Raw genomic sequence first — 26,470 nt, forward strand, 5'->3', positions numbered from 1 at the left:
CTTTCAGGCTCGTTCTGGTCGATTGCCCGATTGGACGGAAACCGGGCTCGGGCCGCTTCGACAAGGCAGTCTGCGTCGGGCTCTCTTTTTGCACTGACCACTTCGGAAAGCCCCCTGCGAATGCGGGCATCGACATGATCACGGCGCTCGGCGAGCCATCAGTCAAATGAGGGATTTGGCGTCACCCATTCAATCAAGGGATGATTATCGATGGCCAACAACTGATCGACCACCATATCGGTTTCGCATTCGGTAACAGCGGGCTCGATCGCGTCTAAGTCAGTGTACAGGCTTTCGGATTTCAAGGCGAGTTCCGAGCGTGACATCGAGAGCGCATCGATACCGCGCGGATCGAGTTCGTTCTTCAGTTCAAGCAGGACCAAAATAGACGAATTGGAACAGTGGATTTCGTCATCTACAGCTTAGGTTGAAGCGCAAAATACACTGTCTTGATCATGTGGCTCGATTGATCAGGTTTTCCAGATATTCCTGCCGACCAGATACTGGACCGGGCATGAGATTTTTCTCGATCGCATGATCTGCGACTTGCTCTAACGTCATTTCGCCCGCCATGACTTTCCTGCCAAATCCGGTTTGCCAACCCGAATAACGCATTGTTACGAATTCGTCGAAGGTTCCATCTTCGATCAATGAGGCTGCTGCCAGAAGTGCGCGTGCAAGGACGTCGACACCCCCAATGTGAGCGTGAAACAGATCTTCTGCATCCACCGATTGTCGGCGGATTTTCGCATCAAAGTTGAAACCACCCGTCCTGAAACCACCGCCTTGCAAGATGTAATACATAACCGGCGTGAGGTCGGACACATTATTGGGGAATTGATCGGTATCCCAGCCATTTTGCGGATCACCTCGATTGATATCGATTGACCCCATGATACCCAGCGCATTCGCAGTCGCGATTTCATGCTCGAAACTGTTTCCGGCGAGCGTGGCATGGTTCGCCTCAATATTGACCTGCACTTCGTTTTCAAGGCCATAGCGCTTTAGGAAACCATAAACGGTGGCCGTGTCGCGGTCGTATTGATGTTTGGTTGGTTCATGCGGTTTGGGTTCGATCAGAATGGAGCCTTTGAATCCAATCTTGTGTTTGTGCTCAACAACCATCGACATGAACCGACCCAATTGATCGAGCTCCTGCCCGATATTGGTATTTAGCAAGGTATCATAGCCTTCGCGACCACCCCAAAGAACATAGTTTTCGCCACCCAGACGATGCGTTGCCTCAATCATGGAACGCACCTGATGCGCAGCCCAAGCAAACACGTCTGGATCAGGGTTGGTCGCAGCACCAGCCGCATAGCGAGGGTGACTGAACAAATTGGCGGTTCCCCACAACAGGCTCACGCCTGTTTCGGCGATCTTACCCTCCATTTTGTCGACAATGGCATCCAGCTCTTTGGTGTAGCTTGCTAAATTGTCATGGTCGGCCATCGCATCGACATCGTGAAAACAGTAAAATGGTGCTCCAAGCTTTGAGAAGAAATCAAAAGCGGCATCCAGTTTGATCTGCGCAAACTCAGATGTAACCGGCTGCCCCGGTTTCCAAGGACGCTCAAACGTGCCAGCACCAAAAATGTCATTACCTGGCCAAGCGAAAGTGTGCCAGTAACACACAGCCCAGCGCAGATGCTCTCGCATCGTTTTGCCAAGCACTCGCCTATCAGCATCATAATATCGGTAAGCCAGCGGGTTGTTGCTCTGCGTCCCTTCGAAAGCGACCGGCGGAATGTTGGCAAAATAACTCATTTATGTTGCTCCAAAAGTGGATTTCAATATCGGGTAAAGGGCTCGAAAGCGTTCAAGGCGATCGTTTTCAATGCCTTGTGGCAGATAGCGCATCAACTCGACTGGTTGGCGACACACGTGTTCGACAGGATCATTAGTGACTGCCAACCGCGCCAGCCGCGCTGCTCCATTGGCTGGTCCCACGTGGGCGCCGTCTCGGTAAACCAAGGGCAAAGCAAGCACGTTTGCGAGGATTTGCGCCCAGAATTCGGAACGTGAACCGCCTCCTATGACCGAAAGTTCGGCCGGCTTATCTGGCACGGCATCCAACCCATCGCGCAAGCCAAAGGCAACGCCTTCTAAAGTGGAGCGGATAAGCTCTGCGGGTCCGACTTCGTTCGTCAGTCCGAAGAACACGCCTTTTGCAGAGGGATCGTTGTGCGGGGTTCTTTCACCGGTGAGATACGGCAAAAACCAGGGCAGTTTGTCTTCACCCACCGTGCTTTGCTCTGCGGCCCTGAGCGCGGCGGCCACATCTTTAAAGCCGGTAAGGCGCGCAGCCCAGTCGAGGCAAGCGGCGGCCGAGAGCATTACTGCCATTGTATGCCAACGTCCCGGCAGCGCATGGCAAAAAGCGTGCAACCCATTGTCAGGAGCTGGGGAAAACCCATTGCCAGCCGCGAAAGTCACACCCGAGGTTCCAAGGCTAAGGAACGCCTGACCGGCTTCGACCACGCCCGCGCCAATTGCGCCTGCGGCTTGATCCCCGCCACCGCCTGCAACTGGGACTACTGGCAGGCCGAGGCGGCTGGCGATCTCTGGCCGCAGCATCCCGGAAACCTGCGAGCCTTCAACAAGATGAGGCATGTGATCTCGTGATAGTCCCGTTGCCTCAAGCATAGTGTCGGACCAGGCGCGTTTTCCCACATCTAGCCAGAGCGTACCGGACGCATCGGACATCTCACTGACTTTCTCTCCGGTGAGAAGCAGCCTTAGGTAATCCTTGGGTAAGAGCACGGTGCGTGTCCGAGCGAATGTTTCCGGTTCTTCGTCCCGCACCCAGGCAAGCTTTGGCGCGGTGAACCCGGCCATTGCGAGATTGCCAGTGTGGTGCCGGGAAAGCGCGTCCAACCTTGGGCATTGCGCAGCGCTGCGTCCATCATTCCACAAAATTGCTGGACGCAAGACTGTGTCACTTTGGTCAAGCAGAACCGCGCCGTGCATCTGACCGGAAAGACCAATCCCACGCACCATAGATCGCAGTTGAGCAGGTAAACCCAAAACGCAAGCCTGCACCCCTTCCCACCATGCAACAGGATCCTGTTCTGACCAGAGGGGGTGCGGGCTTTGTACGCTTAACACGGCAGAGTTTTCCGCGCTTACATTCCCTTCATCATCAACAATGACGGATTTGACTGCGGAGGTTCCAAGATCAATTCCGAGCCACATCACAAAAGTTCCTCAACTAGGAAGCGGCATTCGATTTCCATTGTTTCTCCCGGCTCCAGCATCACATGGCCTGTCACCGACCGGTGAAGCGTGCTGTTCACCGCGTTTGGAATGTGGCTGACCGGTTCGATACAAAAAAAGTCTTCCCCCGACGGTGTGTAAACATGAGTGAAGGCAAGATTTTTTGAAGGGCGTACAAAAAGCCGATGGGTGGGCCAGGCAATCGTGAAAGGCAAAGCATCGCACTCAAAGCAATGATCCAACCCCTTTTTATCGAACCAGTTCGGGGTTCTGGACAATTCCCGCCGGTTAGTGGGGAGCCGATCCTGACCCATTTCCCAAATAGCCCGTGCCCCCAGCTCAATGCGCGCATCTTTACGCGGGAAATAAGGGTGCAATCCCAGACCGGTTGGCATGGGACTGGTATCATTGTTGGTCGCGGACATAGAGAAGGCAAAACCCTCGGGCGATGCTTGAAGGCGCTGCTCTGATGAGAAAGCCCAAGGCCACAACGTACCATCGTGCTTTAGGCCAAGCCTCACGAACCTCTCACCTGTCTCGATTGTGGACCACGGGCTTCGCCAGCCAATGCCATGCAATGCGTGTACTGGTTCGATCCCGAGCGGGGCGGGCTGCAACATCCAGGGTTTGCCACGGTACGGCACGCAGCCTGCGGCGATCCGGTTGCAGAAAGGGACCAGCGGGAAACTCGCCAGACCAAGTGGACCACCGTGGCCGACAGAGGGTCTGAAAATATCGATGCCCCGCCATGTGAACGAGAGGATGCCTCCTCCCATCCATGGGTCCACGGTAACCTCTACCTCGTCGCACTCTATACGCAGCACGCCTTAGCCCGCCATGTCTTCAAGTTCGCGGCCTGCAGTTTCAACTACAAGCTTCGCCACGAACAGTGCCGAAAGCAGCGCGGCTGCCGCGTAAAAGCCATAGGTGATCGGTAACCCGATATTTGTGAGCAACCATGGGAAGCTTATGATGATCAGGAAGTTGGCAATCCATTGTGCAAACCCCGACACTGCAAGGCCAGACCCGCGCATTTGATTGGGGAACATTTCGCCCAGCATGACCCACATCACCGGCCCCCAACTGAAGTTGAAGGCAACCACATAAAGATTGGCAGCGATCAGGGCTGTGAGGCCGGCGGTTTCCGACAGCTGCAGCTCCCCGTCGACCAACGAACCGGACGCAAACGCAACAGCTACTACGGCAAGTCCTGCTGCCATCAGTATGGAACCGATAAAAAGCAGGGGCTTGCGACCAATCCGGTCGATCAGCATGATCGCAAGGAAGACCGCGCCAATCGACAATCCTCCGGATAAGATATTGATCTTCAGTGCATCATTTTCTGTAAAACCAACGGCCTGCCAAAGGACCGCGCCATAATAAAAAACGATGTTAATCCCAACGAACTGCTGGAAGGTCGCGAGACCAACCCCGACCCATACAATTCTTCTGATCTTGCCTGTCTCGGATGCCACGAGATCGGATAGGCGCGGCTGATGATCCGCAATCAAACTATCTTTGATCTCGGCCACCTTTTTGGAGGCACTCTTTTCATCAAACAGCTTTGCGAAAAGCGCCAAGGCTTCCGTCTCGCGGCCTTTTGCCACCAAGTATCGCGGGCTTTCCGGGATCATGAACAACAAAACCAGAAATAGCGTCGCTGGCAGTAATTCCGCCCAGAACATCCATCGCCACGCCTCATATCCGCCCCACATCTGCGCCTGACTGTCTCCGGCGAATTGAGCGAGAAAATAATTCGATAAGAAAGCGGCAGTTAGCCCAACAATAATCATCACTTGTTGGATTGACGATAGCCGGCCACGCTTATCGGCTGGGGCGACCTCGGAGATATAGGCCGGGGCAATAACGCTCGCCGCGCCTACTGCCAGTCCTCCAAGGATACGCGCAATGATGAAAGTAGTCGCATCGCTGGCGATACCCGATCCCCAAGCGGAAATGATAAAGAGCGCTGCTGCAATCAGTAGAACCCCACGCCGCCCAATGCGGTCAGACAATCGTCCTGCGACGAATGCGCCAAACGCACAACCAAGCAGCATCGATGCGACATTAAAGCCGGTACCGATGCTGTTAGAGTTAAATGCCGCTTGCAGACCATCAACCGTACCGTTGATCACTCCGCTGTCGAAGCCGAACAAAAAGCCACCCAAAGTTGCGACCGTAACAATCAGCGTCACAAAGCTAACGCTACCCGAATTCTCGTGCGCCATTCGAATCCCCTCTCACAGTATCAGCGCATTATGTTAGCGCTAACTAAAGAGAAGTCCAGCTATGTTGTTTGCGTGGCTGCTCCGGAAGACCCACGAATGATCAAACCGCATTCAATTGCGGGGCCGGCACGGGGAGTATCTGTGTTTTGAGGTTCTGTACTCACAGCCTCTCTCACCAGTTCAAATGCCGCGGAAGCCATCGCGCTGACGGGTTGGTCTACTGTCGTCAATTCAGGCCAAACCGATAGGGCAGAGGCGCTGTTGTCAAAGCCGACAACGCTCAAATCGCCCGGCACAACCAGTCCCCTTCTGTGAGCAACACCAATTGCAGCAGCTGCCATATCGTCATTGCTTGCAAAGATTGCTGTTGGGGGGACTTCCAAATCGATTAATTGCTCAGCAGCACTTACGCCAGAACGATATGTGAATTGTCCATCAACAATATAATCAGGAGGAATGTCTAGCGCTGCATTCTGCATTTCCCCCCTAAAACCATCTTCTCGCAGTTTGCTCGATGCCTGATCAGCAGGCCCTCTGATAAAGCCAATTCGCCTGTGCCCCAAGTCGATGAGGTGGCGGGTCATTTGCGCAGCAGCGCCTTTGTCATCTATGCTGATGTCCAACGCGTTTGGGTCTTGAGAAAACCTGGAAACTGTCGCTACCGGGGTCCCCGACTCTTCGAATATCGACAACACCGCATCCGAACCCGAGATCGGCGGAGGCAATAAAACGCCTGCTACATTAGCGCGCACCAGCCGCATCGCCGAGGCAACGTATGATGCCGTGCTTTTGTTATCGCATGTCTCGACAATCAAGTGACTGTCCGTTCTCTGCGCCGCTTCCAAAGCCCCGTGAAGAAACCGGCCAAGATAGCTGTCAGAGGGGTTAGCATAGATCAAACCGATATGTGCATCCGCACCTCTGGCTAACGTTCTAGCGGACTTGTTCGGCCGATAGTTTAGCGTCTCTACAGCCTCAAGCACCTTCTCGCGCGTATCAGTGCGCACACCACTTTCTTGATTGATTACGCGTGATACGGTCATTGCAGAGACCCCCGCGTGCCTTGCCACGTCTGATAATTTGACCGCTTTGGTCGTGCGCCGACTTGTTCGAGTTACCTGTGCCATGATGCCAGCAACCGTAGCCCTCGATAATTGGCATTGCAATGCAATGCGTCTAAAGTATGGTAGCGCTACCAATACTAAGATGGAGAGAGGGATGCGAAGGTTTCTTTTTGGCGCGGCGAGTGTGCTCGCGGTTGCCGCCGTAACAACAGTTTCGACAGGGATTGCCGCACCTTCCTTTGCGACCGCTCAAGAAGTGGAGACGCCGCTCTATAAAGATGCATCCGCTGATACAGAGGCGCGAATTGCGGATTTGTTGTCCCGGATGACGCTTGAGGAAAAAGTGGCGCAAATGCTCACCATTTGGGAGCAGAAGGAACGCGTGCAGGGCCCATCAGGCGATTTTGATCCCGACAAAGCGAGCGAAGCCTTTCCCCACGGCATTGGCATGATTGCAAGGCCATCCGATTTTCGCGGCGTGGATCAGTCCAATACTGGCGAGGCCGGTGTATCGGCAGGCGCGCGCAATCGGACTGCGCGAGAAACTGTTGCATTTGTGAATGCTGCCCAGCGCTGGGCACTCGAAGAGACGAGGCTGGGGATTCCAATCCTCATACACGAGGAGGGCCTTCACGGATATGTGGCTCGCGGAGCGACAAGCTTCCCCCAGGCAATCGGTCTTGCCAGTACTTGGGACCCAGAGTTGGTCGAGCAAGTCTACGCCGTCGCGTCGCGCGAAATGCGGTCACGAGGCGCTCAACTTGCGCTCTCACCTGTGGTTGATATTGCCAGAGATCCGCGCTGGGGCCGGATTGAGGAAACTTATGGTGAGGACCCCTATTTGGTCTCCGAAATCGGACTTGCCGCTATTCGCGGTTTCCAGGGTCGCGAGCTTCCTTTGGCTGATGACAAGGTTCTAGTTACGCTTAAGCATATGACAGGTCATGGTCAGCCCGAAAGCGGAACCAATGTGGCGCCTGCGGAACTGACCGAACATACTTTACGTACTTACTTTTTCCCACCGTTTGAAAGGGCTATCAAGGAAGGCAACGCGTTGTCGGTCATGCCTTCTTACAATGAAATCGGGGCTGTCCCGAGCCATGCTAACGGGTGGCTCTTGAATGACGTACTCAAAGAAGAATGGGGCTTTCGCGGCGCGGTGGTCAGTGACTACTTTGCCATACGCGAGATGGTAACGAGACATCAAATGCTAGCCGATGCGAAAGAGGCGGCAGAGCGCGCTATCAAGGCAGGTGTCGATAGCGAAATGGCTGATGCAGATGCGTTTCTTGAGCTGGCGGCATTGGTCGAAGAGGGCCGGGTTGACACTGCCTCGATAGACGAAGCGGTCCGGCGAATCTTGCGGCTCAAATTCGTCGCTGGGATGTTCGAAAATCCCTTTGCCGACGCTGATTATGCAGAGAAGATCGAGGCCAATCCTCAAGCTATCGCACTTGCCAGAGAAGCTGGCCAAAAATCCATGGTGCTCCTGAAAAATGACGGATTGCTTCCGCTCGATGCTGACAAGCTTGAACGGGTATTGGTGGTTGGGACCCATGCAAAGGACACGCCACTTGGCGGCTATAGCGATGTTCCCAAGCACGTCGTTAGCGTGCTGGAGGGAATGGAACGCGCGGGCGAAGGCCGGTTTGAAGTCGCCTATTCAGAGGGTGTTCGGATCACGAAGAGCCGCGACTGGGGGGCTGATCCGGTTGATCTTGTTCCTGAGGAAGAGAACCAACGTCTGATTGCCGAGGCTGTGAAAGCAGCGCAAAATACTGATGTTATTGTCATGGTAATTGGTGGCAATGAACAAACCAGCAGAGAAGCATGGGCCAAGACCCACCTGGGTGATCGGACCGAGATCGGGCTGGTCGGACAGCAGATGGACCTGGCGCGGGCGATGCTTGCCACTGGAAAACCGGTCGTCACCGTGCTGCTCAATGGGCGCCCCTTATCGATCGGAGAACTGAATGAAACGGCGCCCGCCATCTTGGAAGGATGGTACCTTGGTCAGGAAACCGGAAATGCTGTGGCGGACGCATTACTGGGCAAAGTAAATCCGGGCGGAAAGATGCCAGTTACCGTGGCGCGCAATGTCGGCCAAATTCCGGTTTTTTATAACCATAAACCTCAAGGCCGGCGGGGGTATTTGTTCGATACGGTCGAACCCCTTTACCCATTTGGCTACGGGCTGAGCTACACCAGTTTTGAGATTTCAGCGCCACGGGTTGTTGGTCAAGGGCACACAACAATTGGCGACGTGACCGTAGAAGTTGATGTGATGAATACAGGAGACAGGGCGGGCGATGAAGTCGTACAATTGTATCTGCGCGATGTGCATGCTTCTGTCACCACTCCGGTGAGACAATTGGTGCGCTTTGAAAGGGTCACCCTTCAGCCGGACACCTCGAGAACCGTAAGATTTCGCCTCAAGCCAAGCGACTTCAGCTTGTGGAATGACCGGATGCAACGAGTGGTTGAGGCTGGAAAGTTCGAGCTCATGGCCGGTGGCAATAGTCGCGACACCAAAAAGGTAGACTTGGAACTGGTCGCTCCCTGAGCTCACACAAGCCACGATTTGGTCGATCGCAACTGTTTTGGCAGACTATAGCGCTATTTGTTAGCGCACTGTTCGCGCGTTCGCTTCGCAGCCCATCATGAAACCGGCCAATTGCCGGGGGAAGACGCGCATATATCTTAGGGGCTCATCGCTTTGAAACGACGTTGTGGCTAAGGGCAGCTTACTTTCAGTCTGTGAAGGGCGTTGCAAATGCTGACCAAGGCCCGGGAACATCTTTTAAAGTTTGGGCATCAGATATTCTTACCAGATCATTTGACCCGCCTGCGAGCGCAATTGCGAGCACATTGAAAGGAGAATGGCGGGTCCAAACAAGGTTAAGTCGATAATCACGACCATTTTTTCAGACACAGAAAAGCCCGGCCAGTTCTCCTGGCCGGGCTCATGGTGTGAAAGGAAGGAGAGATTACTTCCTTTCGTGTACTAGAAATTCAACCTTGCAATCAAAGTGAACCGGCGGTCGTTGCGGAAGGCATTGCGCAAGGTGCGCAAGCCACCTGGATCAATCGACTGTTCCGTAACCGTGATGTCATCGGTCAAGTTCACGCCCTGCACACCCACTTTGAGATAGTCGGTCACATCATAGAAGATCGAGGCGTCCAACTGACCGGTTGAAGGCTGATAGATAGAGGCAAATGGGAAAATCACATCGCGCTCTGTCAGCTGGAACGTGCTACGCCAGTTATAGGCGAGACGCGCCTGCACAGGCCCCTTCTCGTACAGCGCCACCGCGTTGATAGTATGCTTCGAAACCCGAGGGAAAATTCCATCGTCGATATCAAAACGTGCAACCGGCGGATCATCGCTTCCAAACGCTGGATCAATCTCGTTTGAGACCCCTTCTGCGTCAAGATAGGTGTAGTTGAACTGTACGCCCAGCCCGCTCAATGCGCCCGGTAAGAAGTCAAAGAACTGCTGGTAAGCAACCTCAAAGCCGAGCACTGATCCGGTGTCATCTGTGTTCACTTCCGTATTGCGGAAGATCGACAGATCAGCACCGTCAAATGACAGGTCCACGGGCACAGGCTGGAAGGCGATGAAGTTATCGATCTCTTTATAGAAACCGGTGACTGTTACAGAGCCTGTGCGGGCAAAGTACCATTCCCATGCCAGATCAAAGTTCCAGGCTGTCTGCGGCAGCAGCGCCGCATTACCTGTCGCGTTGCCAATAAAGCGGCCAAAGGTTGGCACTGATGTTGGCTCACCTGTTACAGGATCAGGTGGTCCGGGGACATTGGGGCCACCCTCTTGCAGAATAACCACACGCTCGTTGAGCTGTGTCGCAGTTGGGCGCGTGAGTGTCCGCGAGATTGCTGCGCGCAACACGTGGTCGCCGGGTAGATCAAGCTTGAGGTTCAAGCTTGGCAAGAAGGCATCGTAGTTGGTGTCGACAACACGTTGCACAATCCGCGGCTCGGGCCCGGCGCCAAAGGCTGTTTCAAGCGCCCCAAGGTCAAGCGAACAGATAGCTGGAACTTGGAAGTTCGGAATATTTGCACCGGCCCCCGGCGCACACAGAGCAACCTGTGCAGGTGGGAAGAACTCATTGAACGGATCGACCGTTATCGATGCTCCCGCTGAACGCTCAGTGCGCACGTAACGCAGGCCAATGTTGCCGCTTAATTGAACCCCGGCATTATCCACAGGGCTTTCAAAATCGAGGCGGACATATGCGGCAAGATTATCCCGCGTGAGATCGGATATCTCACTGGGCAAGAACGGTGTGCCAGCAATAACGCCGGGGCGTTCCGTCAAAACGTTGAGGCCCGATGGGCTGCCGCCAACTGCGCTCAGGATGTTGGAAACAGTGGCCTGATATTCATCAAAGTCGCGGGCATTAATTCCATTCAAGCTTGGAATTGGACCGGATGGAGCGCTAACGTTGCCTCTTTGATAGCCATCAAAATCAAACGAACCCAGGATGGGTGCCAAGAGAGCGTCGAACTCAGGGTTGGCATTGCCAGAGAACTGCAGAACCGATTGGATTTGATTGAAATCTCCGCCCGATTGACCCTGAATATCGCGAGCGGTCCAAACTTCGGAGATGTTACCCCAGTTAAAGTCGGATTCGCGGATCGTCAGGTCTTCGCGGTTGTAACGACCACCTGCGCGGATTGATTTGAGCCAACCATCGCCAGAGAAATCATATTCAACATCACCCCGGAAAGCGAGCGAGTCGCCTTCATTTTGCGTGGTGTGATCAAGCTGTGCCCGCAGGAAATAACTGCTGGGATCATTGAACGCTTCGGCGGGGCCTTGGAAGGCAATGTCAGGCACCGCACCAACCGAACGATCGATTGCCACTGGCGCAAAGAACGAACCGAAAAGCGACAGGTCATTCACGCGGCCTTGCGATGTCACATATTGTGCATCGAAGTTGAACCGCAGATCAGCGGTCGGCGCAAACTTCAAGTTGAACGAATAGTCTTCGGTCTGGTCCGATTCAAACCGCGTCCGGTAGGTGTTAAGCTGCTGACCACCGGGGCCAAAAGCGCCAACTTGTGTGCCGGTCGCATTGGGACCGCGCCACTGCGCGGTGTCCGTAATGGTGCCGCTCTGGAAGACGCCGTCATTGTCGAATGTAAAGTCGGACTGGTCCAGGACGCCCGGAGCACTCGCATTGTCGACAACGGTTTCAAGAACGTTCTCACCCCACAAGAGCTCTGAATCGGTGCGGAAGAATTGAGCGGTCGCAATCCAGCGACGGTCAAGGCTTTCCCATTGGACTGCACCTGCGAGCGTTAGGCGTTCACGATTGAAGTCCTGGTTACGGATACCACCGCCCGCTGGGATAAATTGACCGTCCAGCTCGCGCGGGTCACCAAAGCTGGAACCGTTGGCGCGCGATTCAAGCTCTGAGTAAGCGACGTTACCCAAGATACCAAGGCGACCAATACCAGTGTCCCATTCGTTGGAATAAAGGGCAGAGATCGTTGGCGAGGCCTCTTCGCGCAAATCGCCATAGTTCAGCTCCGCCGAGATGGCGATTTTTTGGCCCGTCGAGTCAAATGGCACGCGGGTGCGAAGATCGATTGTACCAGCTGCACCGCCCTCGATAAGGTCAGCGGATGAGTTCTTGAAAACAGCGACGCTTGCAAGAAGCTCAGGCGAGACATCGTCGAATCCGATTGAGCCGGAAGGACTTGCAGAGAAACCATCGCGGCCATTCACCTCTGAGCGAACGAAGGGAAGCCCGCGAATAACAGCGCCAGCACCTTCAATCGCGAAATGATCGGGATCGTTAGGCCCGGCGAACCGGATGATCGAGACGCCAGGAATACGCTGGAGAACTTCGGACACCGAACGGTCTGGCAAGGCGCCAATGTCATTGGCGGTAACCACATCAACCACTGTGTCAGCATTGCGCTTTTGATTTTGCGACGACGCAAGCGACTCGCGCAGGCCCGTCACAATAATGACATCGCCTTCATCAACCTCATCGGTTTGATCGGCGACCTCAACTTCATCAGGATCAACCTGCTCCTGAGCCAATGCGGGCACTGCTGCAAGCAAGCCGATTGTTGAAACACTAGAAAAAAGGGACTTCGACAAAAGTCCGTTGGCGGTGCGAACGCGAGTTGTTTTCACTTTTTCTCCCCTCCGAAAAGCGCCTCACTTCCCGAGGTCGCATATTTTCGTTTCCATACGATATGACTTCATTATGACAGCGTTGTCAACGGCGAATGGTCAAATCCTCCAGCTATGATGCGAAGTTTCAACGCTCACAACTTAAGGCTCTGAAAACGTTGAGCAGTTTTCGTTTATGAAGTCCTGGTGAAAAGGCATACTTGTGGCCGCATGGTCAATTGTTGCGCCAATTTGACGGATAATATTATCGATCTTGTCTGACGGAATTTTCGCGATCAGAGGGTTGGCTGCGGTCGGCCTGACCCCTTGGCCATAGAGAACAGCAAGCCAACTCGCGGTCCCGAATATGTCATTGGGTTCTGAGAAAATGCGGCCGCAATCGCGGAATTGTTCGATCCGGCTTTTGAGGCTGTCGGGCTGCTCGATTGCCTGACAATGCCGCCAAAACGGTGTGTCATCGCGCCGTGTCGCAGTATAATGCAGGACCAGAAAATCGCGGATCCGCTCATATTCCTTCGTCGTGCGGTGGTTGAACGCATCGATATCAGCCGATTTGAACCGCTTATCCGGAAAATGCGTCAACAACCGCGCAAGGCTGGTTTGAATCAAGTGGATGCTGGTCGATTCCAGCGGCTCCATGAAGCCAGCGGCAAGCCCAAGCGCAAGGACATTGCCGTCCCAGAATTTCTTGCGCCGCCCGGTCACGAATCGCAGCCGATTCGCATCTGCCAACGGCTCCCCGTCCAGGTTATCGCGCAATATCTGCTCAGCGGTGTCATCTTCCATGAACTCGCTACAATAGACATGCCCGTTGCCGGTGCGGTGTTGCAACGGAATGCGCCATTGCCAACCCGCATCGCGTGCTGTCGCGCGTGTGTAGGGAAGGGGATCGCCCACTTTTGCGCATGGCATAGCCACCGCCCGGTCACACGGCAGCCATTGCCGCCAATCCTCATATCCCGTCTCAAGCGTTTGCTCGATCAAGAGCCCGCGAAAGCCTGAGCAATCGACAAAGAAGTCGCCTTCGATCGTTTCACCGCTTTCGAGTTTGAGCGATTGCACATGGCCGTTTTCGGAAGCTTGAGTGACGTCCTGGATCTTGCCCTCAACGCGCGTTACGCCCTTCCCTTCTGCAAAACGGCGCAAGAATGCGGCGTAAAGCGATGCGTCAAATTGGAAGGCATAATTGATGCCAGACAACGCCGATTGCGGGCGGTTCGTGAGCGGGCGCATAAATTTCTCGCGCCGACACGCCTCCACCATCAGCGAATAGGAGAACAGGTCGTCCTTTGTCCCGGCTAGGTTCCGATGCAGCCAATATTGGTAAAACGGGATCGCATCAAAATCGCGCCCGAAATCGCCAAATGGGTGGATGTAGCTTTGGCCACGCTCGAACCAGTCGACAAACTCAATCCCAAGCTTGAACGTCGCATTGGTTTCACGGACGAATTCGTCCTCATCAATGCCCAACATCGTGTTGAAGGTGATGATCGGCGGAATAGTCGCCTCGCCCACGCCTACGGTGCCGATTTGCTCGGATTCGATCAAAGTGACCTTGGTGGGAGAGCCTTCAAGCAAATGGCCAAGCGTTGCTGCCGCCATCCAACCGGCGGTCCCCCCGCCCACGATCACGCAATGCTCTAATAGATGTGGGTTCATGCTGCATCTGCCCGCATTTTGTCGCCAGCCGCTTTACAGAACCGGTCGATATAGGCCTGATGCTCAGGCATCGCTTTTGCCGTTCTGGCGTAGACATCGCGCATATTGGCAAGGCTTTGGGTGAGATTGGCGCTCGTAATCCGGCTTGCTGCTGGACTGTATCCTTGAGGCCCCCACCCTTGCCCCTCTGCCACCACAAGCCAGCTCGTTAGATCGAACAATTCTGCATCATATTTGAAGAACCGCCCGCGCGAGCGCAGCAGGTCCATCTTCTGTTGAAGCGTATCGGGAATGCTCATGGTCCTCACATAGTCCCAAAACGGGGCACCGCTGCGCCGCGTTGCTTTGTAGTGCAAAATCAAAAAGTCCCTCACATGGGTAAAATCATCGGTCATTAGCCGGTTGTATTCAGCCCGCTCAATCGGCGCTTCGATTGCATCGGGGAAGAGCGCAATCAGCTTTGCAATGCCCATTTGGATAAGGTGAATACTGGTCGACTCCAGCGGCTCCAGGAAGCCTGACGAAAGCCCAATCGCAACGCAATTGCCGGCCCAGAATTGGTCCCGATGCCCGGTCTGGAAACGCAAGTGGTTGGGCGAAGAAACAGGCGCTCCATCAAGCGAGCCCAGCAGCGCCTCTTCCGCATCCTCGGCGCTCAAGAACTTATCACAATACACATAGCCATTGCCGGTGCGATGCTGGAGCGGGATGCGCCATTGCCATCCGGCGTCTCGCGCGGTGGAGCGGGTGTAGGGCACGGGATCGCCTTGTTTCTCGCATGCAACTGCGACCGCCCTGTTGCAGGGGAGCCAATGGCTCCAATCAACATATTGCGAGCCGAGCGCCTGCCCAATCAAAAGCCCGCGAAATCCGGTGCAATCAATGAACAGGTCGCCTTCGATCTCGCGGTCGTGGTCCAGCTTTAGCGCGGTGAGCAGACCGCTCTGCGCATCCTGCTCAACATGCTCAATGCGGCCCTCAATCCGGGTTGTGCCCTCGCCTTCAGCAAAGGCGCGCAAGAAGGCGGCATAGAGCGAAGCGTCGAAATGAAACGCATAGCCCATTTGGTTGATCACTTGCCCGTGATCAGGCTCTGGCCGCACAAATTTGCCCGCATAGGCCGCAACCGTGTTGAGCGAATAGTCACCCAGACCATGCTCACCGCCTTCTTGTTTGAGGCGCGACCAGAACTGGTGAAAATCAATACCATCAAGGTCAAAGCCAATGCGCCCAAAAGGGTGGAAATAACTCTCCCCCAAATCGCCCCAGTTTTTGAACTCAATGCCAAGCTTGTATGTTGCCTGCGTCGCGCGGACGAACTCGTGTTCATCAATGCCCAATTGCGCGTTGAATTTCATGATCGCCGGGATCGTCGCCTCGCCTACGCCCACGGTGCCGATTGCCTCAGACTCGATCAAAGTGACCTTGATGCCAGCAGGGCCCATGATCTTGGACAAAGCCGCCGCCGTCATCCAACCAGCTGTGCCACCTCCCGCGATAACGACGCGCTTGATTGATCCCTCGCTCATACCATCTCTCGTTTGCGGTTAAGCTGCTCGCATTGCCTTTGCAGGTCTGCGATCCAGTTCATCAATTGTGCCTGTGGGAGGCGGTCAGCCATCCGGTCATAACGACGCGGGCGCAGGTCCCTACCCCAAAGCGCGGCAAGCCATTCGGGGGGCGTGAAGACTTCAAAATCCTGCGTCGGGATGCGGCCACAAGCTTCAAACAGTTCCACTTTGCGGCGGAGCGCGGGGCGCTCGGTTTCACGCGGGTCGGTAGCGCTCAGAAGCGCCTCCATATCCGCGATCCGCTCCGCCTCTTGGCGGGCAAGGCGCGTGTATTCGCGCGCTTCATTGGCGTGGTTCGACAAGTCCGCCGAGAGGGCAACAAATCGCCGCACCGCGTTGACGCTTACCTGCCATTCGAGACCCGGCAAGGCCTGCTCCTCAAGCAGGCTGAGCGATCCCTGCGCCCAAGAGGGAGCTGCCACGCCTGCACAGTCGATGGTCAGGTCAGCCTTAGGTAATTCTTGGTCAGCCGCCTGAACAACGGCGCCCGCCGATGCCGCCAGACCCAAAATCCCGCGCACATATTGCGACGCCTGCAACTCCAATCCGAACGGCGGCGCGCTCTTTTGCAACGCCTGCAAAGAGGGGTTGTCGTCTGACTGCTCCAACACAATTGCTGGCGAGAAGGCGAGCAAATCCGCTTGCGGCGCCGCGTTGTTTGCGCGCATCCAAAAATGCTGAAATTCAACGCCGCCTTGGGATTGGCCGATAGGCGCAAACGGCAAATTGAGCGGGCCCGAGGCGCTCTTATAGCTGGGAGCGAACGCAGGTTTCGCACCCGCTGCTTTGATCAAAGCATCGAGCCCAAGACCGATCTCCGCTTGAAACCGCATATGATCGGGGCGCGCAAGTATTGTCGCAGGAAGCGCATCAAGACTGTCCGGTGCAAGGAAAAGGCTGCGGTGATTGCCCAGCCAACGGCGGGCCAGAAACGCTCCGACAATGGCAACCCGCAAGGCCGGACCTTTAACGAGGATGGTCTCCTCGCTCATGCCGCATCACTCATCTGGGCATAGCGGCGCAGAAAGGTGGCGTGGTCCTCCATCGATCCCGCAGCCTTGCTCATATGATCGCGAAGGCCAGCAAGATGCTGCTTCACATGTGCCTCTGGCGTGCCCGCAACACGCGCATCAAAGCCTTGGGGGATTACCCTTTGCCCAATCAATACCGCGATCCAACTGGGCACAAGGAACAGCCCATGTTCGTAAGCGGATACGTGGCCATGCGCGCGGAAAAGCTCGAGACGCTCTTGCAGGCTATCAGGCACTTTCAAGTTACGCATATGGTTCCAAAAATCGGAATCGTCGCGCTGCGTCGCGTGATAGTGCAGAATCAAAAAGTCGCGAATGCGCTCAAACTGCAGGTCCATCCAGTAGTTGTATTCGCGTGTCTCAACAGCGCAGTCCTGATCTTGCGGAAACAGTTCAACAAGCTTCGAGATGCCTTCTTGAATGAGGTAGATACTGGTCGATTCCAGCGGCTCCAAGAACCCGCCTGACAGCCCGATAGCCACGACGTTCTTGTTCCAAAGCTTGCGGCGCTTGCCGGTCACGAACCGCAAGAAACGAGGATCAGCAAGACGTCCGCCTTCCAATCCACCAAGAAGCGTATCGCAGGCCGCATCATCGGATAAAAACTGGCTTGAATAGACATGCCCATTGCCGGTGCGATGTTGCAGCGGGATGCGCCAGCTCCACCCCGCTTCGTGAGCGGTGGCGCGCGTGTAGGGGAGCAAGGGCCCCGCACTCTCGCAAGGCACTGCGACCGCGCGATCAGCGGGCAGCCATTCGCTCCAGTCGTCATATCCGGTTTCAAGCTGCTTCTCGATCAACAGGCCGAAAAAGCCGGTGCAATCTATAAAGAGGTCACCTGCAACGCTTTGGCCGTTCTCCAGGGTCAGCTCAGTTACCCTACCATCATCTGGGTCAAGCGCGACATCGACAACCTTGCCTTCAATCCTCGTCACCCCCTTCTTCTCCGCGTGGGAGCGCATGAAGGGCGCGTATTGCAGCGTGTCGAATTGATAGGCGTAACGATAAGTTGAGAGGACAGAGCGCGGGTCTTCGCTAGGCGGTTGGAACTTCGCATTGCGGCAGGCGACGACGGGCAGCGAATAGTCATCAAGGGGCCCAGCAACGTCAGCAAATTTGCGCCAATAGTGATGGAAGGCAACACCCTCATTAGGCAGGCCAAACTCGCCAAAGGGGTGGATATAGCTATCCCCCTTGCGGCCCCAATCGACAAACTCGATGCCAAGCTTGAAGGTGGCAGAGGTTGCGGCCATAAATTCAGCTTCGTTGATACCGATTGTGTCGTTGAACGCCTTGATATGGGGCAAGGTCGCTTCGCCTACGCCCACTACACCGATGGCCTCGGACTCGATCAGCGTGACCTTCAATCCCGCCTGCCCCAGCCCGGAAGCCCCAAGCATATGGGCAAGCCCCGCAGCTGTCATCCAACCTGCGGTACCTCCCCCCACGACAACGACGTGGTTGATCCGTTTGGCAGCCCCACTTGGAGTGCCCTCATTGGATGCAACGCCATAAGTCACACAAAACTCCCTCTCTCAGACCGCCAAAAATCGCATGCGCGCCGACAAAGTCAATCGCGCATCCGTCTCGCGATTTGCGGGTCATTTTTCGAGTCTCTCTTGACCTCTTGCCTGTGACAGTAATACAAATTGACAACGTAAGACAAGATGGCAGTGCAAAAGCCATGCGTTCGGAGAGGGAGAGCCTTGAAAAAGGAAGCAGGGTCATCGCGATTGCGCATGGGTATGGTTGGCGGAGGCCAAGGCGCGTTTATTGGTGCTGTTCACCGCATGGCGGCTGCGCTCGATAGCGAAATTGACCTCGTATGCGGCGCGTTCAGTCGCGATCTTGCCAATTGCAGCCAAACAGGGCGCGAGCTCGGCCTTACTCAGGACCGCTGTTATTCGGACCTTGGCGAGATGCTTTCATGCGAGGCGTCTCTTGGGCTTGGTGGAGGCGCAGCCGGTGGAAGAGGCGGGATGCAGCTCCTCTCGATTGTCACCCCGAACAATTCTCACGTCGACTTCGCCTCGCAGGCCGCCAAAGCGGGCGTGCATGTCATGAGCGATAAGCCAGCGGGCATCTCGCTGGAGGAAGTCGAAGATCTTGCCGTAGTCTTGCAAGCCACCGGCACGCATTATGGCCTAACCCATACTTATCTCGGCTATCCCATGGTCTGGCAGGCGCGTCATATTGCCGCGTCCGAAGCCTTTGGCCCGATACGCAAGGTCCATGTCCGCTATGTCCAAGGGTGGCTCGCAAGCGCCGCTGAGGATGGAAACAAGCAGGCGGCATGGCGCGTCGACCCGGCGCTGGCAGGCCCCGGCGGCGCGCTTGGCGATATTGGCAGTCATGCGCACAGTCTCGCCGAGTTTATTTGCAATTCGCGCATGAGCTCGCTCGTCGCGCATTTGCGCAGCCACCTGCCCGGACGCCTACTTGATGATGATGGCGAGATCCTGTTTGAGCTTGAAAACGGGGTCACTGGATCGCTTGTCTCAAGCCAGATTTGTGCAGGCGAAGAGAACGGCCTGTCGATCACGATCTACGGCGAAAACGCTGGCCTCGAATGGCACCAAGAGCAGCCAAACTCGCTAATCGAACGCCGCGCGACCGGCGAAGTGATCACCCACCGTGCAGGCGTTGATAAACCGCTTTGCGATGAGGCTTTGTCGCGTTGCCGCCTGCCCTCAGGCCATCCGGAGGGCTACGTTGAAGCCTTCGCAAATCTCTACCGCAATTTTGCCCGCGCCCTTCGCGATGGCGTCGCTCCAATTACTTATGGCGTCCCCGGAATAGCCGAGGCCTTGCGAGGCATGGCCTTCCTTGAGGCAGCCGTGGAAAGCAGCAATTGCGCAGGCGCACTCACCGAAATCAAAGAGCCAGCATATGGCCCAGACCGAAAAGGCCTTCTGACATGAAAGAGCTTCGTGGCCCCGCGATTTTCCTGGCCCAATTTATGGGTGATAAGCCTCCGTTCGATAATCTCGACAACACTTGCGAATGGGCGGCCACGCTTGGCTACAAGGGCATTCAAATACCTTCGAACGATCCGCGCTGTATGGACCTTGATCTGGCCGCGGAAAGCCAGGATTATTGCGATGAGCTTACCGGGCGATGCGCTGAACATGGTCTTGCGATCACAGAGCTTTCCACCCACCTTCAGGGGCAGTTGGTTGCCGTTCACCCGGCCTATGACGACCTCTTCGACGCCTTCGCGCCAAAGCAAGTCCACGGCAAACCCAAAGAGCGTCAGGAATGGGCGGTTGATCAGGTCAAAAAGGCCGCGATTGCCTCGCGCCGTCTGGGTCTGAAGTCTCACGCCAGTTTCTCAGGCGCACTTATGTGGCATCTGGTTTATCCATGGCCGCAGCGCCCCGCAGGCCTCGTTGATGAAGGGTTTACTGAGCTTGCCAAGCGCTGGAAGCCTATCCTCGATGTGTTTGAGGATAACGGCGTTGATTGCGCCTATGAAATTCACCCGGGCGAAGACCTGCATGATGGCGCAACGTTTGAAATGTTCCTCGAGAAGGTCGACAACCATCCACGCGCCAATATCCTTTTCGACCCCAGCCATTTTGTGCTGCAACAGCTCGACTATCTCGCCTTTATCGACCGCTATCACGAGCGCATCCGGGCCTTTCACGTCAAAGATGCTGAGTTCCGCCCCGATGCGCGCACGGGCGTTTATGGCGGCTATCAAGATTGGCAAGACCGTGCGGGGCGTTTCCGTTCGCTGGGTGATGGCCAAGTCGATTTCCGCCAGATTTTCAGCAAGCTTACGCAATATGATTTCGACGGCTGGGCGGTGCTCGAATGGGAATGCTGTTTGAAGCATCCAGAGCAAGGGGCAGCGGAAGGTGCACCTTTCATCGCCGATCACCTGATCCGACCCACCGAATACGCCTTCGACGATTTTGCTGGCGGCGATGTGGACGAAGCGAAGATCAACCGCGCGCTAGGCCTAGCGCGCTAAGCGCGGGCGATTGAGGGAGAGGGAATAATGGCAACGGCATCACTTGGCGCATACGCAGCGCCCGACATAAACCGTGACCGCTTGTTTTGGCTGAGCTGTATTTCACTCATCGTGACGGCCATGACCTTCGCGATCCGCGCAGGCATTTTGACGCAGCTTTCAGAGGAATTTGCGTTGAGCGACACGCAGCTTGGCTGGGTGAACTCGATGGCATTTCTAGGCTTTCCGCTGGCGATGGTGGTGTTCGGCTTTCTCTACAACAAGCTGGGCCCGCGCCTTATTATGATCCTTGCGTTTGCGGGGCATTTGCTGGGCCTCATGCTGACCATTTTTGCCGATGGCTTTTTGGGGCTTCTCATCTCCACCTTCTTTATCGGTTTTGCCAATGGTTCGGTGGAGGCGGCGTGCAATCCGCTGGTCGCTGATCTCTACAAGCACGAGAAGCCCAAGTGGCTCAACCGCTTCCACGTATGGTTTCCTGGCGGCATCGTGATTGGAGCGGTTGTTTCTTATATCATGACCAATGCCGGGATCGGCTGGCAGCCTCAGATTGCGGTGATGCTGGTGCCCACAGCGATTTATGGGTTTATGGTCTTCACGACGCAATTCCCCGATGTGCCGGAAAGCGAGCGGACGGTTGATCTGGATGCCAAGGGCGTCATTTTGATGAGCGCTATCTTCGGACTTCTGGTCCTTATCGGCACGCCGAATGATCTTGTCGCAGGGTTGCCAGGAACCTTTCTTCTTCCGTTGCTTGCGGCGCTTGGCTTCACCTTCTTGCTGATGCTGTTTCGTGCAGGCCGCACACGCGATGCGCTGCTCTTGATCCTGCTGATGGCCATCATGAGCGTCACCGCGACCTCAGAACTCGGCACGCAGCAATGGGTGGACCGTATCCTTGGAGCACAACTAGGCAATTTGCCGGGACAGGCGATGATCGTGCTGGGCATGGTGACAGGGATTATGGCGGTGGGCCGCTATTTTGCCGGGCCTTTGATCCATGCGCTGAACCCGCTTGGTGTGCTTCTGATGAGCGCCGTGCTCACCACGCTTGGCCTCTTTTTGATGGCCTCTGCCAGCGGGGCGATGGTCTATGTCTCGGCGATCATCTTCGCGGTTGGCGTCTGCTATTTCTGGCCCACAATGATCGGCGTGACTGCGCAATATGTGCCGCGCTCTGGCGCTCTGGGGATGAGCCTTGTGGGAGCTGCCGGCATGTTCGCTCTCACCATCTGGAACCCGATCATCGGAGGCTGGATCGACAGCGCGCGGGCCAACGCAGAGGCAAGCGGGCTTGAAGGCACCGCTGTTGAAGTAGCCGCCGGGCAAGGCGCATTGTCGCAGCTGGTCTATTTCCCGGTCGTTCTGATTAGCATTTTTGCGGTGCTGTATTTCGCCCGAAACGCGCTCGAAAATTCGGCGGAGGAGGCTTGAGGATGACGATGGATACACCGACAATGAACCGCCGCTCGGTGTTGCGCAGCACCGTTCTGGTAGCGGGCGCTGCGGTGGCACTGCCGAGCTTGGTCAGCCTTGCGGGTTGCTCTGCACCAGCCTCAATCTCTGAGCAGATGTCGCTGATTTCGGCGGTGAGTGATCGGATCATTCCGGTGACCGACACCCCCGGCGCGGTGGCTGCGGGCGTGCCGGAATATATCGCGGCGGTCTTCGACAAGCATTTCACTAAGGAGCAGCAGGGCGAGTTTCTGTCGGGTCTAGAAGTGATCAATGCGTCGGGCTTCTCCTCCGAAACACCCGAGCGTCAGGATGAAATTCTCAACCAGTTCGCATCTGCCTCTGACGGGGACGCTGGACGCGCTATTTTCCAGCAGATCCACGATATGACGCTGTTTGGATATTACACCTCTGAAACCGCCACACAGGAACTTTCCTATGAGGAGATTCCGGGCCGATACGTCGCTTGCGTGCCCCTTTCCGAGGTCGGCCGCGCATGGCTTGATCGCGGCGTTTAATGCCTTAATCCAGCAACGGAACACACCAAGCATGTCAACCAATACTCATTTCGATGTCATCGTTGTTGGCTCCGGCATGTCTGGCGGTATGGCTGCGAAAGAATTCTGCGAAAGGGGTATGAAAACCCTTGTTCTTGAGCGAGGCAAACAGACAGAACGCAGCCTCGATTATGTCGGCGAAAACAAGGAACCCTGGGACATGGAGTTCCGTGACCGGGTCGATCCCAAGTTGATCGAAAGCGATTATCCGAAACAAAGTACTTGCTACGCTTTCCGGGAAAGTACGCGCAATTTCTTCATCAATGACCGCGAGAACCCATATTCCGAAGAAGAGGGTACAAAGTTTGCTTGGCTTAGAGGAGATCAAGTGGGCGGCAAGTCACTTATGTGGGCACGCCAGAGCTATCGATGGAGCGAAATGGACTTCAGCGCCAATAAGGCTGATGGGAACGGCAATGACTGGCCCATCCGCTACGATGATCTTGTACCTTGGTATGAACATGTCGAACGTTTCGTTGGAATAAGCGGTTCGCAAGAGAGACTTCCTCAACTGCCTGACAGCGTCTTTCAACCCGCGATGGATATGACCTGCGTCGAGAAGGCGGCGAAGAAAGGGATTGAAACTGCCTTCCCGGACCGCCGATTTATGATCGGACGCGCGGCTCATTTGACAAAGCCAACTGAGGAACAACTTTCGCTAGGTAGAGGCAGCTGCCAATATCGTCATCAATGCGAGAGGGGATGTTCTTTCGGCGCCTATTACTCAAGTGTTGCGGGGGCACTTCCTGCGGCAGAGCGCACCGGCAATATGACGATCAAGCCTGATAGTATGGTCGAGCAAATTCTCTACGATCCCGGCACCAATCTTGCCACAGGTGTTCGTGTGGTCAACCGGCGAACCAAAGAGCGCGAGGACATCACTGCAAAGGTCATATTCCTTTGCGCATCGACGATCGGCACTCTGCAGGTCATGCTCAATTCGACATCTGAGACCTTCCAAGACGGGTTTGCCAATTCCAGCGGCGTGCTCGGCCAATATGTTATGGACCACCATACGCGGGTCGGGGCGATGGGCCGAATGTCGGGGTTTGAGAACGACTATTTTGCGGGCCGGCGGCCCAACGGTATATATATAGCGCGCTATCAGAACCTCGATAACCGCACAGATGGTGAGTTTCTGCGCGGGTATGGCTATCAGGGTAACAGCAGCCGGGCCTCTTGGACAAGAGCGCTTGGCGGCAACAAATTTGGCACTGCTTTGAAGAATGAACTGCGTCAACCAGGCGATTGGTATCTGCGCATTCAGGGCTTTGGCGAGCAATTGCCCAACGCAGACAACCGGATTACCCTTCACCCAACAAAAACCGACCCGCTGGGCATCCCTCAAGTTCATATGAATGTGCGTTGGGGCGATAATGAATTGAAGATGCGCGTGGCAATGAAACGCGATGCAGTTGCCATGCTTGAGGCCGCCGGTGCGGTCGATATCGAGCCATTCGAGACGGAGGCCATTCCGGGCCATTGCATCCACGAAATGGGCGGTGCGCGGATGGGGAATGATCCATCGGAATCCGTGCTCAACAAATTCAACCAATGCCACGATGTTCCAAACGTATTTGCAACCGATGGATCGGCCTTCGCGTCGGTTGCGTGCCAGAACCCATCGCTCACATTCATGGCTCTGACCGCCCGGGCCGTCGACTACGCTGCTCAGCGGATGAAAGAAGGAAATCTCACATGATACTCCAACCCAACCGTCGTGCCTTTTTGGCGGGAGCGTCTGTGACCACACTTGGCCTAATGGCGGGATGTTCACCAAACGTATCGGATAAAGAACCGACTGGAGCTGGTGTATTGGGCTATACTGAAATGCTCGGAGCCCAGCTGTACACTGTGCGCACTCTTTTTGAGGCCGATGCACGCGGAACCCTTGAGGCATTAGCCAAAATCGGGATCAAAGATTGCGAGACAGCTGGTCTGTTCGAGCATTCAGCCGCCGATATTCGCGCAATCATGGACGACAACGGCCTTATCAGCAGATCTGGCCACGTGCGTCTTGAAGCCTTGCGCGATGACGCAGCTTTTGGGGCAAACCTTGATGAGGCAGCAACGCTGGGACAGGACAGGCTCTATCTTGGTTGGATTCCCGAAGAAGAGCGAACAACAGACAAATACCGCGCTCTTGCTGAGTTGCTGAATAGGCGCGGTGCGGAGGCCAAGTCTGCAGGCATTATGATCGGTTATCACAATCACGAATTTGAGTTCATCGAACAAGGCGACACGACCGGTTATGACATTCTCTTACGTCAAACAGACCCGGAACTTGTCACTATGGAGCTTGATTTTTTCTGGGTAGCAGATGCCGGCAAAGATCCACTGGAGATTTTAGAAAGCGCACCTGGCCGGTTCACCTCCTGTCATATCAAAGATCGTGACCAGGCCGGAGAAATGGTGTCTGTTGGTGATGGAACCATCGACTTTAAGACGCTTCTTCCGCTTGCCCAAGCGGCCGGGGTTGAGCGGTTCTATATCGAACACGACAACCCCGAAGATCCGCTTGCGTCAGTTGGGCGCAGTTACGCCCACCTAACCGGGTGAACGCTCATTCTTCTGTGAGCGCTTTAAGCATGTCCTCATCCCAGCCGTTCTCATCTGTGTAGAGGGCAAAAGTGTTGCCATAGGACCAAAGACACCATGGAATATCGGCCTCTTCCATTGCAGCCTTGACCGCGCCTGCCCATTTGACGCGCTCATTGTTGCTAACCGGCGCATTGACGCCAAACTCACCTAAGAAAACCGGACGACCGGTGGCCTCACGGAACGCCTTTGCGGTTTCGACGGCTGCGGTGAGTTCAGCTTTGTCCTCACCCGAGCCCCAACCGCGTTTGCCCTTAGGCATGTCGTCGCCCAGCCAAGTCGCCTCTTGGTGGGTGAAGTTGAACGGGTCATAGTAGTGGAAGGTGTAAACGACATTGGGATCATCGGTTGAAAGATTGGTCGCAAGCGTGCGGATGCCCGACCACTCCTCGCCGCCGAGCATCACAATCCGGGTGGGGTTATCCGCACGAATGATCTGGAGCGCCAGCGCTTGCAATTGGCGCATCTGTGCCCCTTTCAGATTATTGTGAGGCTCGTTCAGAACCTCAAACCACACATTGTCCGGCAGCTTTGAATAGCGCAGCGAAATCTGATCCCACAGCGCACGGTAGCGTTCCACATGGCTATCGGGCGCCTCCATCAGCTGGTTAAAGTGATGGATATTGAGGACAATGTTGAGATCGTTCTTAAGCGCCCATCGGATGTTGTTGTCGACCACTTCGGCAAAATCAGGATGGACACGATAGATGGGCGCTGGGCCAGTGTAATCGCTCCACCGCACCGGAATCCGCACGGTGTCAAAGCCAGCTGCTGCAATGCGCGCGTAGTCTTCCTCGGTGTACAGCCGCCCCCAATTCTCACCGTGAGCCGCCTCCAAAGCATTGCCCATATTCACACAGCGCTTCATCTGAAAATCTTGGGCAATTGGCGGCGAGGCATCTTGCGCCAATGCAGGAAGCGATCCTGTTGTAATAAGTGCAGCGCA

The 26,470-nt window shown here is 55.4% G+C and carries 19 protein-coding genes; 7 read left to right on the forward strand and 12 right to left on the reverse strand.

Annotation, left to right across the window (positions count from 1 at the left end; genetic code table 11):
• Nucleotides 1–158 precede the first annotated feature (158 nt).
• The 6 genes from EH31_RS11085 to EH31_RS11110 all read right to left on the reverse strand — a co-directional run bounded on the left by EH31_RS11085 (nucleotide 159) and on the right by EH31_RS11110 (nucleotide 6,571).
• Nucleotides 159–383, reverse strand: coding sequence for a hypothetical protein (locus tag EH31_RS11085; protein ID WP_034960419.1), 225 nt, complete (start codon nucleotides 381–383; stop codon nucleotides 159–161).
• Between the two features lie 70 nt (nucleotides 384–453).
• Nucleotides 454–1,767, reverse strand: a complete 1,314-nt coding sequence (gene xylA / locus EH31_RS11090; protein WP_034960420.1) for a xylose isomerase — start codon at nucleotides 1,765–1,767, stop codon at nucleotides 454–456.
• Nucleotides 1,768–3,195, reverse strand: a complete 1,428-nt coding sequence (gene xylB, locus EH31_RS11095; RefSeq protein WP_034960421.1) for a xylulokinase — start codon at nucleotides 3,193–3,195, stop codon at nucleotides 1,768–1,770.
• Entirely contained in the window at nucleotides 3,195–3,992 is a 798-nt protein-coding gene (locus EH31_RS11100; RefSeq protein WP_034960423.1) for an aldose epimerase family protein, read from the reverse strand. Before EH31_RS11100 ends, xylB begins: the two co-directional genes overlap by 1 nt.
• Before the next feature lie 51 nt (nucleotides 3,993–4,043).
• The gene (locus tag EH31_RS11105) at nucleotides 4,044–5,444 is read right to left on the reverse strand and encodes a sugar porter family MFS transporter (protein WP_034960424.1); all 1,401 of its coding nucleotides are present in this window, start codon (nucleotides 5,442–5,444) and stop codon (nucleotides 4,044–4,046) included.
• 59 nt (nucleotides 5,445–5,503) lie between these two features.
• The gene (locus EH31_RS11110; RefSeq protein WP_034960425.1) at nucleotides 5,504–6,571 is read right to left on the reverse strand and encodes a LacI family DNA-binding transcriptional regulator; all 1,068 of its coding nucleotides are present in this window, start codon (nucleotides 6,569–6,571) and stop codon (nucleotides 5,504–5,506) included.
• A gap of 91 nt (nucleotides 6,572–6,662) precedes the next feature.
• Between EH31_RS11110 and EH31_RS11115 the strand changes: the two genes are divergently transcribed.
• Nucleotides 6,663–9,071, forward strand: coding sequence for a glycoside hydrolase family 3 N-terminal domain-containing protein (locus tag EH31_RS11115; protein ID WP_241765904.1), 2,409 nt, complete (start codon nucleotides 6,663–6,665; stop codon nucleotides 9,069–9,071).
• A 441-nt stretch (nucleotides 9,072–9,512) separates the two neighbouring features.
• On the opposite strand, the gene EH31_RS11120 is transcribed toward EH31_RS11115, so the two are convergent.
• The 5 genes from EH31_RS11120 to EH31_RS11140 form a co-directional block, all read right to left on the reverse strand.
• The gene (locus EH31_RS11120) at nucleotides 9,513–12,677 is read right to left on the reverse strand and encodes a TonB-dependent receptor (protein WP_081853369.1); all 3,165 of its coding nucleotides are present in this window, start codon (nucleotides 12,675–12,677) and stop codon (nucleotides 9,513–9,515) included.
• 141 nt (nucleotides 12,678–12,818) lie between these two features.
• Complete coding sequence (locus EH31_RS11125) at nucleotides 12,819–14,336, reverse strand: tryptophan halogenase family protein (RefSeq protein ID WP_034960429.1); 1,518 nt, start codon at nucleotides 14,334–14,336, stop codon at nucleotides 12,819–12,821.
• Nucleotides 14,333–15,865: a tryptophan halogenase family protein gene (locus tag EH31_RS11130; protein WP_034960430.1), complete on the reverse strand. Its 1,533-nt coding sequence runs from the start codon at nucleotides 15,863–15,865 to the stop codon at nucleotides 14,333–14,335. The genes EH31_RS11125 and EH31_RS11130 overlap by 4 nt, the downstream gene beginning before the upstream one ends.
• On the reverse strand, nucleotides 15,862–16,899 hold the full coding sequence (locus EH31_RS11135) for a tryptophan 7-halogenase (RefSeq protein ID WP_034960431.1): 1,038 nt from the start codon (nucleotides 16,897–16,899) through the stop codon (nucleotides 15,862–15,864). Before EH31_RS11135 ends, EH31_RS11130 begins: the two co-directional genes overlap by 4 nt.
• A complete protein-coding gene (locus EH31_RS11140) occupies nucleotides 16,896–18,458 on the reverse strand; it encodes a tryptophan halogenase family protein (RefSeq protein WP_277813516.1) in 1,563 nt (520 codons plus the stop codon). Before EH31_RS11140 ends, EH31_RS11135 begins: the two co-directional genes overlap by 4 nt.
• A 186-nt stretch (nucleotides 18,459–18,644) precedes the next feature.
• On the opposite strand from EH31_RS11140, the gene EH31_RS11145 reads away from it, so the two are divergent.
• From EH31_RS11145 to EH31_RS11170, 6 genes are read left to right on the forward strand one after another with little or no spacing between them, the layout of a single operon-like run.
• Nucleotides 18,645–19,859, forward strand: a complete 1,215-nt coding sequence (locus EH31_RS11145; protein WP_241765905.1) for a Gfo/Idh/MocA family protein — start codon at nucleotides 18,645–18,647, stop codon at nucleotides 19,857–19,859.
• The gene (locus EH31_RS11150; protein ID WP_034960432.1) at nucleotides 19,856–20,914 is read left to right on the forward strand and encodes a sugar phosphate isomerase/epimerase family protein; all 1,059 of its coding nucleotides are present in this window, start codon (nucleotides 19,856–19,858) and stop codon (nucleotides 20,912–20,914) included. Before EH31_RS11145 ends, EH31_RS11150 begins: the two co-directional genes overlap by 4 nt.
• 27 nt (nucleotides 20,915–20,941) lie before the next feature.
• Nucleotides 20,942–22,348, forward strand: coding sequence for an MFS transporter (locus EH31_RS11155; RefSeq protein ID WP_051699190.1), 1,407 nt, complete (start codon nucleotides 20,942–20,944; stop codon nucleotides 22,346–22,348).
• A gap of 8 nt (nucleotides 22,349–22,356) precedes the next feature.
• On the forward strand, nucleotides 22,357–22,887 hold the full coding sequence (locus tag EH31_RS11160) for a gluconate 2-dehydrogenase subunit 3 family protein (protein ID WP_161782144.1): 531 nt from the start codon (nucleotides 22,357–22,359) through the stop codon (nucleotides 22,885–22,887).
• Between the two features lie 31 nt (nucleotides 22,888–22,918).
• Complete coding sequence (locus tag EH31_RS11165; protein WP_034960436.1) at nucleotides 22,919–24,628, forward strand: GMC oxidoreductase; 1,710 nt, start codon at nucleotides 22,919–22,921, stop codon at nucleotides 24,626–24,628.
• Nucleotides 24,625–25,485: a sugar phosphate isomerase/epimerase family protein gene (locus EH31_RS11170; protein WP_081853370.1), complete on the forward strand. Its 861-nt coding sequence runs from the start codon at nucleotides 24,625–24,627 to the stop codon at nucleotides 25,483–25,485. The genes EH31_RS11165 and EH31_RS11170 overlap by 4 nt, the downstream gene beginning before the upstream one ends.
• A 4-nt stretch (nucleotides 25,486–25,489) precedes the next feature.
• On the opposite strand, the gene EH31_RS11175 is transcribed toward EH31_RS11170, so the two are convergent.
• Nucleotides 25,490–26,374 carry a glycoside hydrolase family 5 protein gene (locus EH31_RS11175; protein WP_034960504.1) on the reverse strand — a complete coding sequence of 295 codons (885 nt, stop codon included), beginning with the start codon at nucleotides 26,372–26,374 and terminating at the stop codon, nucleotides 25,490–25,492.
• Between the last annotated feature and the right edge of the window lie 96 nt (nucleotides 26,375–26,470).

The sequence above is a fragment of the Erythrobacter longus genome, from assembly GCF_000715015.1.
In the GTDB taxonomy this organism is placed as follows: domain Bacteria; phylum Pseudomonadota; class Alphaproteobacteria; order Sphingomonadales; family Sphingomonadaceae; genus Erythrobacter; species Erythrobacter longus.